13 protein-coding genes are annotated in these 15,289 nt (G+C 73.8%); 5 read left to right on the forward strand and 8 right to left on the reverse strand.

The window, feature by feature from the left end; translation table 11 throughout:
• The first annotated feature begins 10 nt into the window (after positions 1-10).
• Genes IG63_RS0105040 through IG63_RS0105050 form a run of 3 tightly spaced genes read left to right on the forward strand, consistent with a single transcriptional unit; the run spans position 11 to position 2,450 of the window.
• Positions 11-1,600 carry a hypothetical protein gene (locus tag IG63_RS0105040; RefSeq protein ID WP_030483289.1) on the forward strand — a complete coding sequence of 530 codons (1,590 nt, stop codon included), beginning with the start codon at positions 11-13 and terminating at the stop codon, positions 1,598-1,600.
• 2 nt (positions 1,601-1,602) lie between these two features.
• Complete coding sequence (locus IG63_RS0105045; protein WP_030483290.1) at positions 1,603-2,070, forward strand: hypothetical protein; 468 nt, start codon at positions 1,603-1,605, stop codon at positions 2,068-2,070.
• A complete protein-coding gene (locus IG63_RS0105050) occupies positions 2,067-2,450 on the forward strand; it encodes a DUF3592 domain-containing protein (RefSeq protein ID WP_030483291.1) in 384 nt (127 codons plus the stop codon). Before IG63_RS0105045 ends, IG63_RS0105050 begins: the two co-directional genes overlap by 4 nt.
• 10 nt (positions 2,451-2,460) lie before the next feature.
• Here IG63_RS0105050 and IG63_RS20445 read toward each other — a convergent pair whose 3' ends face one another.
• The 4 genes from IG63_RS20445 to IG63_RS0105070 all read right to left on the reverse strand — a co-directional run bounded on the left by IG63_RS20445 (position 2,461) and on the right by IG63_RS0105070 (position 8,138).
• A complete protein-coding gene (locus IG63_RS20445) occupies positions 2,461-3,054 on the reverse strand; it encodes a hypothetical protein (protein ID WP_157210033.1) in 594 nt (197 codons plus the stop codon).
• Positions 3,055-3,091: 37 nt separating this feature from the next.
• A complete protein-coding gene (topA, locus tag IG63_RS0105060; RefSeq protein ID WP_030483292.1) occupies positions 3,092-5,812 on the reverse strand; it encodes a type I DNA topoisomerase in 2,721 nt (906 codons plus the stop codon).
• A 211-nt stretch (positions 5,813-6,023) separates the two neighbouring features.
• Positions 6,024-6,617 (reverse strand): dihydrofolate reductase family protein, encoded by a 594-nt coding sequence (locus IG63_RS0105065; protein WP_030483293.1) that lies wholly within the window; start codon positions 6,615-6,617, stop codon positions 6,024-6,026.
• Between the two features lie 36 nt (positions 6,618-6,653).
• Entirely contained in the window at positions 6,654-8,138 is a 1,485-nt protein-coding gene (locus IG63_RS0105070; protein WP_030483294.1) for a DUF7059 domain-containing protein, read from the reverse strand.
• A gap of 22 nt (positions 8,139-8,160) precedes the next feature.
• Here IG63_RS0105070 and IG63_RS20450 point away from each other — a divergent pair, with 22 nt between their 5' ends.
• Complete coding sequence (locus tag IG63_RS20450; protein ID WP_084596620.1) at positions 8,161-9,234, forward strand: family 8 glycosyl hydrolase; 1,074 nt, start codon at positions 8,161-8,163, stop codon at positions 9,232-9,234.
• A gap of 88 nt (positions 9,235-9,322) precedes the next feature.
• Here IG63_RS20450 and IG63_RS0105080 read toward each other — a convergent pair whose 3' ends face one another.
• Both IG63_RS0105080 and IG63_RS0105085 read right to left on the reverse strand, forming a co-directional pair.
• Positions 9,323-11,629, reverse strand: a complete 2,307-nt coding sequence (locus IG63_RS0105080) for a sodium-translocating pyrophosphatase (protein ID WP_036194412.1) — start codon at positions 11,627-11,629, stop codon at positions 9,323-9,325.
• A 139-nt stretch (positions 11,630-11,768) separates the two neighbouring features.
• Positions 11,769-12,104, reverse strand: coding sequence for an STAS domain-containing protein (locus IG63_RS0105085; RefSeq protein WP_030483554.1), 336 nt, complete (start codon positions 12,102-12,104; stop codon positions 11,769-11,771).
• Positions 12,105-12,230: 126 nt separating this feature from the next.
• On the opposite strand from IG63_RS0105085, the gene IG63_RS0105090 reads away from it, so the two are divergent.
• The gene (locus tag IG63_RS0105090) at positions 12,231-14,591 is read left to right on the forward strand and encodes a DEAD/DEAH box helicase (protein ID WP_245604335.1); all 2,361 of its coding nucleotides are present in this window, start codon (positions 12,231-12,233) and stop codon (positions 14,589-14,591) included.
• Here the strand turns inward: IG63_RS0105090 and IG63_RS0105095 are convergent.
• Both IG63_RS0105095 and IG63_RS0105100 read right to left on the reverse strand, forming a co-directional pair.
• Complete coding sequence (locus IG63_RS0105095) at positions 14,569-14,937, reverse strand: Rv3654c family TadE-like protein (protein WP_030483298.1); 369 nt, start codon at positions 14,935-14,937, stop codon at positions 14,569-14,571. The genes IG63_RS0105090 and IG63_RS0105095 overlap by 23 nt on opposite strands.
• Complete coding sequence (locus IG63_RS0105100) at positions 14,934-15,248, reverse strand: TadE family type IV pilus minor pilin (protein WP_084596621.1); 315 nt, start codon at positions 15,246-15,248, stop codon at positions 14,934-14,936. Before IG63_RS0105100 ends, IG63_RS0105095 begins: the two co-directional genes overlap by 4 nt.
• Between the last annotated feature and the right edge of the window lie 41 nt (positions 15,249-15,289).

The raw sequence follows: 15,289 nt of genomic DNA on the forward strand, positions 1-15,289 counted from the left end.
GGAGGCGGGCATGGTCACCATCGCGAACCTCCTGGAGTGGAAGCCCGAGAAGCTGGGCGAGATCGCCGACGCCCTGGTCAGCAGGCGCCGGCAGCTGGTGGACCTGCAGGACGAGATCGACGGGGGCAAGCCGCCCGCGACCTGGGTCGCCGGCTCCGCCGGCGGCGCCCACCGGGCGCACGACGAGCTGCGCAGCCGGCTCAACGACATCGCCGCCGAGGTCTCCGACGTGGCCGTCAACCTCGACGACGTGCAGGTGCGGATCGTCTCGGCGAAGTCCAGGCTCCGGACGGCGCTCGACCTCGCTGCCAGCAGGGGCCTGACCGTCAACCACGCCTCCGGCCAGGTCGACGACCCGGCGAGCTACGACGACCCGCTCGAGGTGCGCGCCGCCGAGAACAGCATCGCCGAGGTCGTCGCCGACATCGACGCCGCGCTCGACGAGGCCCAGCAGGCCGACCTCGACCTCGCGGCCGCGCTGCAGTCGGCCATCGACTCCAAGACCGAGGGCGGTGACGGCAGCCTCGCCGACGCGGTCACGCAGACGCCCGAGAGCATGGACGACCTCACCCCCGAGCAGCTGGCCGAGCTGCTGGGCGACGACGTCGCCATCCACACCATCTCCGCCTACCTCGAGGCCGAGCTCGAGCTCGCGACCTGGGAGCTCGAGGGCAAGGCCCAGGCCGACTACGCCGTCATGGCCGACGGCACCGTGAAGATGAAGCTCGCCCTGGAGGCGGGCCTCGGCCGCGAGATCAGCGTCGGGGGCGCGGAGGCCGACGTCGGCGCCGGCGCCACCACCGAGCTGGAGCTGAAGTTCGACTCCGTCGAGGAGGCGCAGGCCTTCCTCGACGGGCTCGACGACGCGGCGTTCGACCTCGGCTGGCGCGACGCCACCAACGCGCCGGCGGCGGTGGCCACCAACGTCGCCGAGTACGTCATGGACCAGGACATCTCGAGCTTCCGCACCGGGGTCTACGCCTCCGGCGAGGTCGAGTTCGACGCCCCGTGGGCGCGCGGCGCCATCGAGGGTCGCGCCGAGGCCTACTACGACTGGGCGGAGGAGAAGTACGGCGTCAAGCTGGAGGCCACGGCCGAGGCCGACCTCGGCCGCACCGCACCCGGTCAGCAGGAGACGGGCTACGGCGCGGCGGCGGGGCTCTCCGGCGAGCTGCAGATCACCAGGGACGGCGACTTCGACTCGCTGACCCTCCGGGGCGAGATGAGCGCGAGTGCGGCCAACGCCAACCTCGGCATCACCGCACCGCCCGGCAGCTCCTCGGCGATGGGGGTCGACGTGCAGATCAAGGTCGACGCCGACAACCCGGCGCTGGAGGACATCAAGGCCGCCATCGGCGAGGGCGACTTCGACCGGGCCAAGGACCTCGCGCTCGACAACGGCGAGCTCGTGGTGCGCCAGACCGTCAGTGAGAGGATCTCCTCGGGCGAGGTCGACGTCGACGCGGGCCCGATCGGTGGCGTCGAGGTGGAGTACGGCGCCGACGCCGAGACCGCGACCCAGGTCTGGTACCGCGAGCCCGGACGCAACGAGGTCTACCAGATCGACGCCGCGCAGCTGCCGGTCAACCAGGGAGGGTGAGCATGGCGCTGGAGACGACCGACCTCGGGCCGATGGAGCTGCTCGCGCCCGACGAGCCACCCCACGCCCTGCGGGGCACGCACGGCCGCATGTGGCAGTGGATCGGCGACGGCAGCGAGCTCTTCACGCTCGCCGTGGCCGTCCGCGAGACCCGCCTCGGCAACGCCCACGGCACCCGCGACCACCTGGCCTGGGAGCTGCGCCAGCTGCAGCCGCAGGGCCCCGACGGCGCGGACGCGCCCGAGGTGCGCGACGTGGCGGTGCTGGTGCCGGGCGCCACGGCTGCCGCGGCGGCCGACGTCAGCGGCGAGGTCCGCGGCCACGCCGTGCGACACCGCGTCGTCGTGAGCACCGACGGCGAGGTGATGCACGTCGTCCGGGTGGTCGTCCCCGACAACCCCGTCGGCGGCGAGCTCGCCGACCGGGTGAGCTCGAGCCTAAAGGTGCGCGCGGCCCAGGAGCCCGCGTGAAGGCAGTCGGCTGCGTCGTGGTCGTCGCGATCGTCGCCGTCGGCGGCTTCGCCGCCCTGCTCTTCTGGACCCTGGGCAACGGCGACGACCAGAGCGCCCTCACCGAGCAGGTGGAGGCCACGGTCGTCGGGGAGCCCCGCGACGTCGGGCAGGCCCCGACCTCGTCGTGGCGTTTCGACTACGCCTACCGGAGCGCCGGGCAGTGGTACGGCGCCGAGGGCGACCTCAGCGACGACGCCTGGTCACCGGGCAACCCGGTCTTCGTCTGCGTCGACCCTGCCGACCCCGCCCAGCACGTGCTCACGACCGGGGCCGAGTGCGGCCAGGAGCAGATCCGGTCCGGGTCCATCGCCGAGGCGACGCCCCGCTCCGCCCCGTAGCCCGCGTGGCTCAGCGCCGGAGCGTCAGCATGCAGCCGGTCGCCAGGGCCAGGTCGTCGGGCGAGTCCTCGACGATCGCGTAGGCGACCACCCGCAGACCGCCGGAGACCGCGACGACCGTGGTGTTGGAGGAGCCGGTCGCGGCCCCCTCGAAGGCCAGCTGCCGGGCGGCGTCGAAGCCGGGGAGCTCGATCTCCTCCTCGGCGGTCTTCTCGCTCTGGGAGTTGAGCCGCTCGGCGTCGGAGACGCCCTCGTCGATGGTCTGCCCGGTCTCCTGCACCACCAGCTGGCCCTCGACGGTGTCGCCGTCGGGCCCGGCCAGGCGCACGTCCTCCCCACCACCGAGGACCTCCACGGTCCAGTCGGCCGGCACGGTGAGCACGACGCCCTGGGCCCCCTCGACCTCCTGGGTGTCCCCGTCGCAGGCCGCCGCCTCCCCGGCGCCCTCGCTGGCGCCCTCGCTGGCGCCCTCGCTGGCGCTCTCGCTGGCCGAAGCCGACGGGTCGGCCTCGGGCTCGGAGGAGCTGTTGCCGCACGCGGCCAGCGTCGCCAGCAGGGTCCCCGTCGCCACGGCCCGAGCGGTCCTGCCTGAGATCAGTCGCACGCTGCCGATGCTAGTCGGCCGGGGGCACGACCCGGCGTCAGGACTTCTTGGTCGCGGCCTTCTTGGCCGACGTCTTCTTGGCGGTGCTCTTCTTGGCGGTCGACTTCTTGGCCGTCGACTTCTTCGCTGCGCCCTTCTTCGCCGGTGCCCGCTTGGCGGCCTTCTTGGCCGGTCCCTTCGCGCGGCGCTCGGCCAGCAGCTCGGCGGCACGCTCGATCGTGATCGCCTCGACGGAGTCGTCCTTGCGGAGCGTGGCGTTGTACTCGCCGTCGGTGACGTACTCGCCGAAGCGCCCGGCCTTGACCACGACCGGCTGCCCGGAGACGGGGTCGTTGCCCAGCTCCTTGAGCGGCGGGGCCGCCGCGGCCCGGCCGCGCTGCTTGGGCTGGGCGTAGATGGCCAGCGCCTGGTCGAGGGTGAGGTCGAAGAGCTGCTCCTCGCGCTCCAGCGACCGCGAGTCGGTGCCCTTCTTCAGGTAGGGACCGTAGCGGCCGTTCTGCGCGGTGATCTCCTCGCCGTCGGGCGCCACGCCCACCACGCGCGGCAGCGAGAGCAGCTGCACGGCGGTCTCCAGGGAGATCGTGTCGAGCGACATGTCCTTGAAGAGCGAGGAGGTGCGCGGCTTGGCCTTCTTCGGCGCGTCCTCGGGCAGCAGCTCGGTGACGTAGGGGCCGTAGCGACCGTTCTTGGCCACCACCTGCAGCCCGGTCTCGGGGTGCTCCCCGAGCCGGATCTCCTCGCCCGCCGGGTTGGCAAGCAGCTCCTCGGCCTTGGCCACGGTCAGCTCGTCGGGGGGCAGGTCGTCGGGCACGTTCGCCCGCTTGGCGAAGGCGGTGCCGTCGTCGTCGGGACCCTCGACGTACGGGCCGTAGCGGCCGACGCGCAGGTGGATGCCGCTGTCGGCGTCGCCCACGGGGAAGGTCGCGAGCTCCTTGGCGTCGATGTCGCCGAGCTCGTTGACCAGCTTCTGCAGCCCCTCGACCTCGCCGGCGCCGAAGTAGAACTGCGCGAGCTCGGTGTTGCGGTCCTTGCGACCGCCGGCGATCTCGTCGAGCACGTCCTCGAGCGCCGCGGTGAACTCGTAGCTCACCAGCCTGCTGAAGTGGTCCTCCAGCAGCCGGACGACCGAGAAGGCCAGCCACGACGGGACGAGCGCGGTGCCCTTCTTGTAGACGTAGCCGCGGTTGAGGATGGTCCCGATGATCGAGGCGTACGTCGAGGGCCGGCCGATCTCGCGCTTCTCCAGCTCTGCCACCAGCGTCGCCTCGGTGTAGCGCGACGGCGGCTTGGTCTGGTGGCCCTCCGCGCTCAGCCTGGCGGCGCTGACCGCCTCGCCCTGCTCCAGGTTGGGGAGCCGCGTCTCGGCGTCGTCGGCGCGGCCGCCGTCGTCGCTGCCCTCGACGTAGGCCTTGAGGAAGCCGTGGAAGGTGATCGTGCGACCGGACGCCGCGAAGACCACGTCGCGACCGTCGGACGCCGCGCCGCCGAGACGCACGCTCACCGACTGGCCCTGCGCGTCGCGCATCTGCGAGGCGATGGTGCGCATCCAGATCAGCTCGTAGAGCCGGAACTCGTCGCCCCGCAGGCCCGTCTGGGCCGGGGTGCGGAAGGCGTCGCCGGCCGGGCGCACCGCCTCGTGCGCCTCCTGGGCGTTCTTGACCTTCGAGGTGTAGGTGCGCGGGGCGTCGGGGAGGTACTCCGCGCCGTACAGCTCACGGGCCTGGGTGCGCGCCGCGTTGACGGCCGTCTCCGAGAGCGTCGTGGAGTCGGTGCGCATGTAGGTGATGTGGCCGTTCTCGTAGAGCCGCTGCGCGACCGACATGGTGCGCGAGGCCCCGAAGCCGAGCTTGCGGCTCGCCTCCTGCTGCAGCGTGGTGGTGCGGAACGGCGCGTAGGGCTTGCGCGTGTAGGGCTTGGCCTCCACCGAGCGCACCTCGAAGGACGTGTCGTGCAGCGCCTCGACCAGGGTCTCGGCGGCGTTGCGGTCGAGGTGCACGCGCTGGGTGCCCTTCTGGGCGCCCTTCAGCTGGCCGCGGTCGTCGAAGTCGGTGCCTCGGGCGACGCGCACGTCGTCGAGGGAGTGCAGCCGTGCGGGGAACATCCGCTGCTCGTGCCGCTCGCCGGCGTCGAAGGTGCCCTCGAGGTCCCAGTAGGACGCCATCCGGAAGGCGATGCGCTCGCGCTCGCGGTCGACCACCAGCCGGGTCGCCACCGACTGCACCCGGCCCGCGGACAGGCCCGACATCACCTTGCGCCACAGCACCGGCGAGACCTCGTAGCCGTAGAGCCGGTCGAGGATGCGCCGCGCCTCCTGCGCCTCGACCAGGTCCATGTCGATCTCGCGCGGGTTCTGCACCGCGGCGTTGATGGCCTGGGGCGTGATCTCGTGGAAGACCATCCGGCGCACCGGCACCTTGGGCTTGAGCTCGTCGAGCAGGTGCCAGGCGATCGCCTCGCCCTCGCGGTCCTCGTCGGTGGCGAGGAAGAGCTCGTCGGCGTCCTTGAGCAGCCCCTTGAGCTTGGTCATGTGCGACTTCTTGTCGCGGCTGACCACGTAGACCGGCTCGAAGCCGTGGTCGACGTCGACGCCGAGGCGCGCCCAGGGCTCCCCCTTCAGCTTGGCGGGGATGTCGGCCGCGCTCTGCGGCAGGTCGCGGATGTGTCCGATGGAGGACTCCACGACGTAGCCCTTGCCCAGGTAGCCCTCGATGGTGCGGGCCTTGGCCGGGGACTCGACGATGACGAGCTTGTGTGCCACGAGTTGCTTCTGCCTGGTCCTTCGAAGGGGGAGTTGCGGATCGGCGTCACCGTAACGCCTCCCGTCAACTACCCGGTGACGCGCAGGCCTCGGGCGAGGGGCGCACGCCCTCGTCGTACCGGCTCCGCGCCGGGCGCCCCCTACGGGGGCCTGCGCCGCCGACGGCGACGCGCCGCTGGTCTAGTGGTGGTTCAGTTGCCCCGTCGCGGGCTCAGTCACGGATGCGGCGGTGGTCGAGCACGACGGTGCCGCCGTCGAGGACGGCGTGGTCGACCAGCTCCCAGGAGCGGGGGGCGAACGGCGCGTCGCCCAGCAGCGCGATCCCGCTCCCGGTGGTCACCGGGGCGACCTTCAGCACCAGCCGGTCGATCTCCTCGGCGAGGGTGCCCGCGATCGCGCCGCCGCCGACGAGCCAGAGGCCGGCGCCGGGCTCCTGCTTCAGCGCCCGCACGTGGGCCACAGGGTCGTCGGCCACGACCTCGACCCGCGACCCCGGCCTCGCGGAGAGGGTGCGGGAGTAGACGACGTGGCGCAGGTGCGGGTAGGCGTCCTCGACCCCCGCGGCCAGCCCGACCTCGTAGGAGCCGCGACCCTCGAGCACGGTGTCGAAGTGCCGGGGAGGCGCCTCGAGACCGAGGGCCTCCCGCGCCACCGCGGGGAGCGTCTCCGGCCAGGTCTCGGCCAGGTGGCGCACGTAGGGCTCGGTCACGGGCCAGAAGCCGTCCGGCCCGGTGGGGTCGTCGCCGTCGGGGCCGGCGACGAAGCCGTCGAGGGTGGTGGCGACGAGGTAGGTCAGGGTGCGCACGGCGCAGCACCCTAGCCAGCCGGGAGCGGCGGTCGGTCAGCCGGTGGCCAGCGTGAGGAAGCCCTCGATCACCAGCTCGCGCACCACCGGGAGGTACGCCGCGCGCAGCTCGCCGGCGTCGCGGTCGAGCAGCTGCCCCAGCGCGTCGAGCACCTGCCCGACCGTGAGGTCGCCGTCAAAGGCGCCGACCAGGGCGGCCTCGACGGTGTCGGCACGACGTGCCCGTCGGAGCAGCCGCTGCTGGCGCAGCACGATCTCCTCGGGGTCCTCGGCGCCGGCGGCGCCGTAGGTCTCCTGCCGCACGTCGACGCGCGTGACGGGCCGCGCGGCGAGCAGCGCCGCGTCGTCCAGGTGCCGCAGCCCGGCCGTGCGGTCCAGCAGGCCGGTGAGGTCGGGCGCGATCGGCTGCTCCACGTCGTAGGGCCAGTCCTCGAGCCGGTGGGCACCGGCACCGCCGGCCCGCACCGTGATCCAGCCGAAGCCGACCGCCTCGGCTCCCTGCTCCTCCAGCCAGGACAGCCAGGTGTCGTAGCGCTGGTGGTACTCCGCCACGGAGGTGAGCCCCGTCGCCGGATGGTGGCCGGCGTCCTTGAGCCACAGCTCGACGTAGGTCGGGAGGTCGACCAGCTCGCGCTGCACCACCCAGGCGTCGTGGCCGGGGTCGAGCCACTCCGCGAGGCGCTCGTCCCACGGTCGGCGGCGCAGCACCATCCAGTTGGCCAGCACCTGCCCGGTGCCCCCGTCGGCGAGCACGTCGGAGAGGCCGCGCACCACGTGCTCGACGACCTGGTCGCCCGGCAGGCCGGAGTCGCGGTAGACCAGCCGCTCCCCCGTGGCCGGGGAGATCACGAAGGGCGGGTTGGTCGTCACCAGGTCGAAGCGCTCCTGGGCCACGGGCTCGTAGAAGCTGCCGCGACGGGGCTCGATGCCCCCGACCTCGTTGAGCTCGGCGTTGAGCCGGGTCAGCCAGAGCGCCCGCTCGTTGACGTCGGTGGCGACGACGCTCTCGGCGTGCGTCGCCAGGTGCAGCGCCTGGACGCCGCACCCGGTGCCCAGGTCGAGCGCGCGGCGCACGGGCTCGCGGCTGGTCAGCTGGGCCAGCGACGTGGCCGCCGACGAGATCCCGAGCACGTGGTCGGCGCCGACCCGCGTCGGCTGGCCGTCGAGACCGGGCGTGAGGTCGCTGAGCAGCCACAGGTCGTGGTCGTCGGCGGCGTACGGACGGCAGTCGAGCCGGGCGCGCACCTCGGCCACCGACTGGGCCAGCACGCCGGCGACCCCGAGCCGGTCGACCAGCCCCGGCAGGGCAGCCTCCGCGGCCGCCGTCGCGACCGGCGCCTGCAGCAGGAAGAGCCGGGTCAGGGTTTCGAGCGGGGTGCCGCCCGTCGTGGCGCGGAGGCCCGGCAGGGTCTCGTTGCGCCCGAGCGCGCGGTGGGCCTCCTCGCCGAGCAGCTCGACGACGCGGTCGTAGGTGAAGTCGGCGGCGACGAGCGCGTCGCGGAGGGGTCCGGTCCAGCTCACCCGCGAACGCTAGCGTTGCCGCATGGGTGGTGCGCGGGCTCGGGTCCCGGTGGGCCTGCTCTGCCTCCTGCTGGTGGCCGGGTGCGGCACCGACGACGCGGCCCCCACGGGCGACGGCGCGCCGGTGACGGCGGCGGGGTTCCTCGCCACCTACGTCGACGACGACGGGCGCGTGGTGCGCCGTGACCAGGGCGGCGACACCGTCAGCGAGGGCCAGGCCTACGCGATGCTGATCGCGCTCACCGCCGACGACCAGGAGACCTTCGACCGGGTCTGGGGCTGGACGCGAGACCACCTGACGCGCGACGACGGCCTCTTCAGCTGGCACTGGGCCGACGGCGCCGTGGTCGACGAGCCGTCGGCCTCCGACGCCGAGGTCGACATGGCGCGGGCGCTGCTGCTGGCCGGCGACGCCTGGGGCGGCGACTACCGCGACCAGGCCGTGGCGTTGGGCGGGGCCGTGCTCGACCACCTGACCGTCGAGGTGCCCGCCGGACGGCTCCTCGTCGCCGGGCAGTGGGCGACCGAGGCGCCGTACACCTTCAACCCCAGCTACGTCTCCCCCGTCGCGACCGCGATGCTCGCCGAGGCGTCGGGCGACCCCCGGTGGGCCGAGCTGGAAGCGGGCTCGCGCGCGGCGCTCGCCTCCCTGCCCGGCGACCAGCTGCCCCCGGACTGGGCCGAGGTCGGCACCGACGGCGTCGCTCGCGCCACCGGCAGCCCCGACGGGTCGGCGCCCCCGGCGTACTCCTACGACGCGGCACGCCTCCCGCTGCGCCTCGCGGAGTCCTGCGTGGAGGACGACACCCGGCTCGCGGCGTCGGTCGCGGCGCTGGTCGCCCGTCACGACGGCGACCCGGTCGCCCGCTACGACCTGCAGGGCGCCCCGCAGAGCGACGACGCCAGCCCGCTGGTGACGATGGCGCAGGCGGCCGGTCTCGCGGCCGGTGGCGACACGGAGGCCGCCCGGTCAGCCGTCGCCGCCGCCCGCGACCAGCAGCGCGCCTCCCCGACGTACTACGGCGACGCCTGGACCGTGCTCGCCCCCGCCCTGCTGACCGACCCCGACCTCGGCGGCTGCCCCCCGCTCGGGTGAGCCCGTTGCCCTCCAGGGCGCAGACGTACGACGGGCGCCGACCCCCGGTGGTGGGAGTCGGCGCCCGTCGTGCGGCGTACGGCGTGGGTCAGGCGGTGGTGGCGGTCGCCGGGGCCTCGTCGGTGATGACCGAGGAGCGACGCTTGGAGATGACCACCGCGACCACGATGCCGGCGAGTGCCGCGAAGGCGATCACCAGCCGCAGCGGCGTGTTGGCGTCGTCGCCGAGGCTCATCGAGACCACGGCACCGGCGATCAGCAGGGCGACGAGGTTCATCACCTTGATCAGCGGGTTGATGGCCGGGCCGGCGGTGTCCTTGAAGGGGTCGCCGACGGTGTCGCCGATGACGGTCGCCTCGTGCGACGGCGATCCCTTCCCGCCGTGGTGGCCGTCCTCGACCAGCTTCTTGGCGTTGTCCCACGCACCGCCCGCGTTGGCGAGGAAGACCGCCATCAGCACGCCGGTGCCGATCGCCCCGGCGAGGAAGCCCGCCAGCGCGGTGACGCCGAGGCCGAAGCCGACCGCGATCGGCGCCAGCACGGCCAGCACGCCGGGGGTCACCAGCTCGCGCAGCGAGTCGCGGGTGACGATGTCGACGACCTTGCCGTACTCCGGACGCCCGGTGCCCTCCATGATCCCGGGGATGTCGCGGAACTGGCGGCGCACCTCCATGACCACGGCGCCCGCCGCCCTGCCGACGGCGTTGATGGCCAGGCCGGAGAAGAGGAAGACGACGGCGGCACCGAGGAGGACGCCGACGAGCACGCTCGGGTCGTAGACGAAGAAGCGCGTGAAGTCGAAGTCGTCGGGGGCACCGGAGTCGGCCACCGCCTCGATGACCGAGGTGGCGTAGGAGCCGAAGAGCGCGGTCGCGGCGAGCACGGCCGTCGCGATCGCGATGCCCTTGGTGATCGCCTTGGTGGTGTTGCCCACGGCGTCGAGCTCGGTGAGGATCTGGGCCCCCTCCTCGCTCACGTCGCCCGACATCTCCGCGATGCCCTGGGCGTTGTCGGAGACCGGACCGAAGGTGTCCATCGCGACGATCACGCCGACGGTGGTCAGCAGGCCGCAGCCGGCGAGGGCGACGGCGAAGAGCGAGACTGTCAGCGTGGCGCCACCCAGCAGGTAGGCGCCGAAGACGGCCGCGCCGATCACGAGCGTGGTGTAGACGGCCGACTCGAAGCCGACCGAGAGGCCGGAGAGGATCACCGTGGCCGGACCGGTCACCGAGGTGCCGGCGACGTCCTTGACCGGACGGAACTCCGTGCCGGTGTAGTAGCCGGTCAGCGCGAGGATGCCGGCCGCCATGACGATGCCGATCACCACGGCCAGCGAGGCGATGACCCGCGGGTCGCCCTCGGCCGCCGCCATGGCGGGCGAGAGGTTGTCGAACTCGGCGAAGCTGCCGGGCAGGTAGACGAACGCCGCGACCACGGAGGCGACGGCGCCCACCGCGGCGGAGATGTAGAAGGCGCGGTTGATGGTGGTCAGGCCGTTCTCCCCCGGGCGCGGCTTGGTGATGTAGACGCCGAGCACGGCGGTCAGCGCGCCGATCGCGGGCACCACCAGCGGGAAGACCAGACCGTCGTTGCCGAAGACGGCGGAGCCGAGGATCAGGGCGGCGACCAGCGTCACGGCGTAGGACTCGAAGAGGTCGGCCGCCATGCCGGCGCAGTCGCCGACGTTGTCGCCCACGTTGTCGGCGATGGTGGCGGCGTTGCGCGGGTCGTCCTCGGGGATGTTGTTCTCCACCTTGCCGACGAGGTCGGCGCCGACGTCGGCGGCCTTGGTGAAGATGCCGCCGCCGACCCGCATGAACATCGCGAGCAGCGCGGCACCGAAGCCGAAGCCCTCCAGCACGGTGGGGGCGGAGTCCTGGAAGATCAGCACCACGAGGCTGGCGCCGAGCAGACCGAGGCCCACGGTCGCCATGCCGACGAAGGCGCCGGTGCGGAAGCCGATCTTCATCGCGGGGTCGCGGCCCTCGGTGTTGGCCGCGGCCGCCACCCGCAGGTTGGCGCGCACGGCCAGCGCCATGCCCAGGTAGCCGATGGCCGAGGAGAAGCCGGCGCCGAGCACGAAGAAGAGCGAGCGCCCGATCCGGACGCCGACCGACTCGGCCGGCAGTGCGAGGAGCGCGACGAAGGCGATCGCCGCGAAGATGCCGAGCGTGCGGAACTGCCGCCGCAGGTAGGCGTCCGCGCCCTCCTGGACGGCGTGCGCGATGTTCTTCATGTTGTCGGTGCCCTCGGCGGCGTCGAGGACCTCCTTGCGGAACATCACGGCCATCCCGAGCGCACCCAGCGCGATCAGGAGGACGACGATGACCAGCACGAGGTTGCCGCCGGCGAGCTCGACAGGTGAAGCAGCGGCAAGGGGAACGAGCCCGCTCATGTCTCTCCTCGGGGGTTGTCGGTAGTGACAGCCGCGGAGTCTACGGGTCGTTTCGCCCCACGCCGTGACCTGGCTCACACGAGCGTGTGGTGTCGCGCGGGAACGCCCGGCGTGGCAGCCGGGTGGGTGGAGCAGGGGCTCACACGCTGAGCGCGTCGGCCTCGCTGTCGTGGATCGTGAAGACCTTCGCCAGGCCGGTGATCCGGAAGATCTTCAGCAGGCGGTCCTGGGAGCAGATCAGCTCCATGGAGCCGTCGTGGGCGCGGACCTTCTTCAGGCCGCCCACCAGGACGCCGAGGCCGGTGGAGTCGAGGAAGTCGACGCCCTCCATGTCGATGAGGAGCTGGTGGTGCCCCTCGCCGACGAGCTCGGAGATCTTGTCGCGCAGCTTGGGAGCGGTGTAGACGTCGATCTCGCCACCGACCGCGACGATCGTGCGGTCAGCGGTCTCACGGGTCCGCAGCGTCAGATCCACAGGTCTCCCACCTCCGAGCGAGATGTACCCGCACCTCGCCCTTGCGCTCGCGCTTGCGGGTGCATTCAACCACGGCCGAGCGGCGGGGCGGGCCAACCTGTCGGCCCACGCTGTCAGACTGCGGGGGTGCAGGTCATCGACGTGGAGGCTCAGGTCGAGGGGCTGCTGTCGACGCACGACGGCAGCACCAGCCTGCACGTGGTCCCGGCGCGCGAGGCCCGGTCCGCGCCCTGGCCGGCCTGGCTGGCTCCGCCGGTGCGCGACGCCTTCGCCGGCCTGGGCGTGGCGCAGCCCTGGAGCCACCAGCGGATCGCCGCCGACCTCGCGCACGCCGGCAGCCACGTCGTGGTCGCCACGGGCACGGCCTCCGGCAAGTCGATGGCCTACCAGCTGCCCGCGCTGCACGCCGTCGAGACCCGGCGCGGTGCCAAGGGCCAGCGCGGCGCCACCGTCCTCTACCTCGCGCCCACCAAGGCGCTCGCCCACGACCAGCTCGCGACGCTGCGCCGCCTGGGCCTGCCGGTGCGGTGCGCCACGCACGACGGCGACTCCACGCCCGACGAGCGGGCGTGGACGCGCGACCACGCGGAGTACGTGCTGACCAACCCCGACATGCTGCACCGCTCCCTGCTGCCCGGCCACGAGCGCTGGTCGCACTTCTGGGGCTCGCTGAGCCACGTCGTGGTCGACGAGTGCCACCACTACCGTGGCGTCTTCGGCGCCCACGTCTCCCACGTGCTCCGGCGGCTGCGACGGGTGGCGGCGCTGCACGGTGCCAGCCCCACCTTCGTGCTCGCCTCGGCCACCGTCGCCGAGCCCGCCGACCTGGCCGGTCGGCTCACCGGGCTCGAGGTGGTCGCCGTGACCGACGACGGGTCGCCGCGCGGGCGCACGGCCCTCGCGCTCCACGAGCCCGGCGTGGCGGCCGGAGCCGACCAGCACGGTCACGACCAGGGCGACCAGGAGAGCGGCGAGCGGCCGCGGCGCTCCGCGCCGGCGGTCGTGGCCGACCTGCTGACCGACCTCGTCGTCGACGGCGTGCGCACGCTGGCCTTCGTCCGCTCGCGCAAGGGCGTCGAGACCGTCGCCCAGACCTCGCGCCGCCTGCTCGCCGAGGTCGACCCCGTGCTGGTCGACCGAGTCGCGGCCTACCGCGGCGGCTACCTGCCCGAGGAGCGGCGCGCGCTCGAGGCAGCGCTGCGCGCCGGCCACCTGACCGGGCTCGCCGCCACCAACGCCCTCGAGCTCGGCATCGACGTCAGCGGCCTCGACGCCGTGCTCCTGGCGGGCTACCCCGGCACCCGGGCGGCCCTCTGGCAGCAGCTGGGCCGCGCCGGTCGCGACGGCGGCGACGCCCTGGCCGTGCTGGTCGCCCGTGACGACCCCCTCGACACCTACCTCGTGGGCCACCCCGACGCGCTCCTCGGTGCGCCGGTCGAGGCCAACGTCTTCGACCCCGCCAACCCCTACGTGCTCGGCCCCCACCTGTGCGCCGCCGCGGCCGAGCACCCGCTGCGGGTCGCCGACCTCGAACTCTTCGGTCCGGGCGCCCGGGAGGCCGTCGACGCCCTGACGTCCGGGGGCCTGCTGCGCCGTCGCCCGCACGGCTGGTTCTGGACCGAGCGCCGACGCGCGTGCGACCTGGCCGACATCCGCTCCACCGGAGGCGAGCCGGTGCGGCTCGTGGAGGAGCTCACCGGTCGCGTGCTCGGCACCGTCGACGCGGGGGCAGCCCACGGGGCCGCGCACGCCGGCGCGGTCTACGTGCACCAGGGCGAGACCTGGCTGGTGCACGACCTCGACCTCGAGACCCACGTCGCGTCGGTGGTGCGCGACGACCCCGGCTACAGCACCTCCGCCCGCGAGACGACCGACATCCGGGTGCTCGCCGAGCGGGAGCACGTGGCCTGGGGAGCGGCGACCCTGAGCCTCGGGGAGGTCGAGGTGACCCACCAGGTCGTCTCCTACCTCAAGCGTCGGGTGCCGTCCGGCGAGGTGCTCGCCGAGGAGCCCCTCGACCTGCCGCCCCGCTCGCTGCGCACCACCGCGGTCTGGTGGACCCTGCCGCCGGAGCTGCTCCACGACTGCGGCGTCGCCGAGCGCGACCTGCCCGGCGCGGCGCACGCGGCCGAGCACGCGTCGATCGGGCTGCTGCCGCTCTTCGCGACCTGCGACCGGTGGGACCTCGGCGGCGTCTCCACCGCCCTGCACCCCGACACCGGCATGCTCACGGTCTTCGTGCACGACGGCCACCCCGGCGGCGCCGGCTTCGCCGAGCGCGGCTACCGGGCGGCCGCCCCGTGGCTGCGGGCCACGCGCGAGACGATCGCGTCGTGCGGCTGCGCCGACGGCTGTCCGTCGTGCGTGCAGTCGCCCAAGTGCGGCAACCAGAACAACCCGCTCGACAAGGCCGGCGCCGTGCGGCTGCTCGACCTGCTGCTCCGGGCCGCCGGCGACAGCACCCTCACGGCGGCGTCAGCAGGCTGACCGGACCGGCGCGCGCCCGCGCTCGGAGCGCGGCCTGCCCACGGAGCAGCCGCACCTCGCCGACGACCTCGACGACCACCTCCCAGTCGACGACGCGGCACCCCTCCAGGGTGGTGCGGTTGCGCCGGGCGACCTCGGCCGCGGTGCCGCACGCGTCGCCGCCGTCTTGCAGCGCGCCGGCCCCGGCGAGGGCCGCGAGATCGGCCCCGGCCTGGGCCGTGCGGTGGCCGGTGACCACCGCCACGACACCGGCCGAGGCCAGGCCGACGAGCACGAGGACTCCGAGCAGGGCGAGGGTCAGCACGCTCGCGGCACCGGACTCGTCGTCGCGGGGCCGGCGGCTCACCACGTCGGCTCCGCCGCGGCCACGGCCTCCGAGCTCACGGTGACCGGACCGAGCCGCGCGAAGACCCCGCCCGGACCCCGCACCGTCGCGCTCACGCGCGCCACCACCGTCTCCGGCCCGGCCGAGACGCTCACCCGGGCCCCGCGGGGCGCCACCCGACGACCCAGCGAGGCGGCGTCGACGGCGGTGTCGGCCCGGGCGGCCGCGCGGGCGGTCTCGCGCGCGGCGTCGACCACGCGGACCTGGGTGACGCCGTAGGAGACGATCCAGGCCAGCGCGACGGTGAGGACGACGAGGGTGGGCAGTGCCATCGCCGCCTCGGCCGAGACGGCTCCGGACTCACCACGGCGAG

It is taken from the genome of Nocardioides aequoreus, assembly GCF_000720335.1.
GTDB classification, from domain to species: Bacteria; Actinomycetota; Actinomycetes; order Propionibacteriales; family Nocardioidaceae; genus Marmoricola; species Marmoricola aequoreus.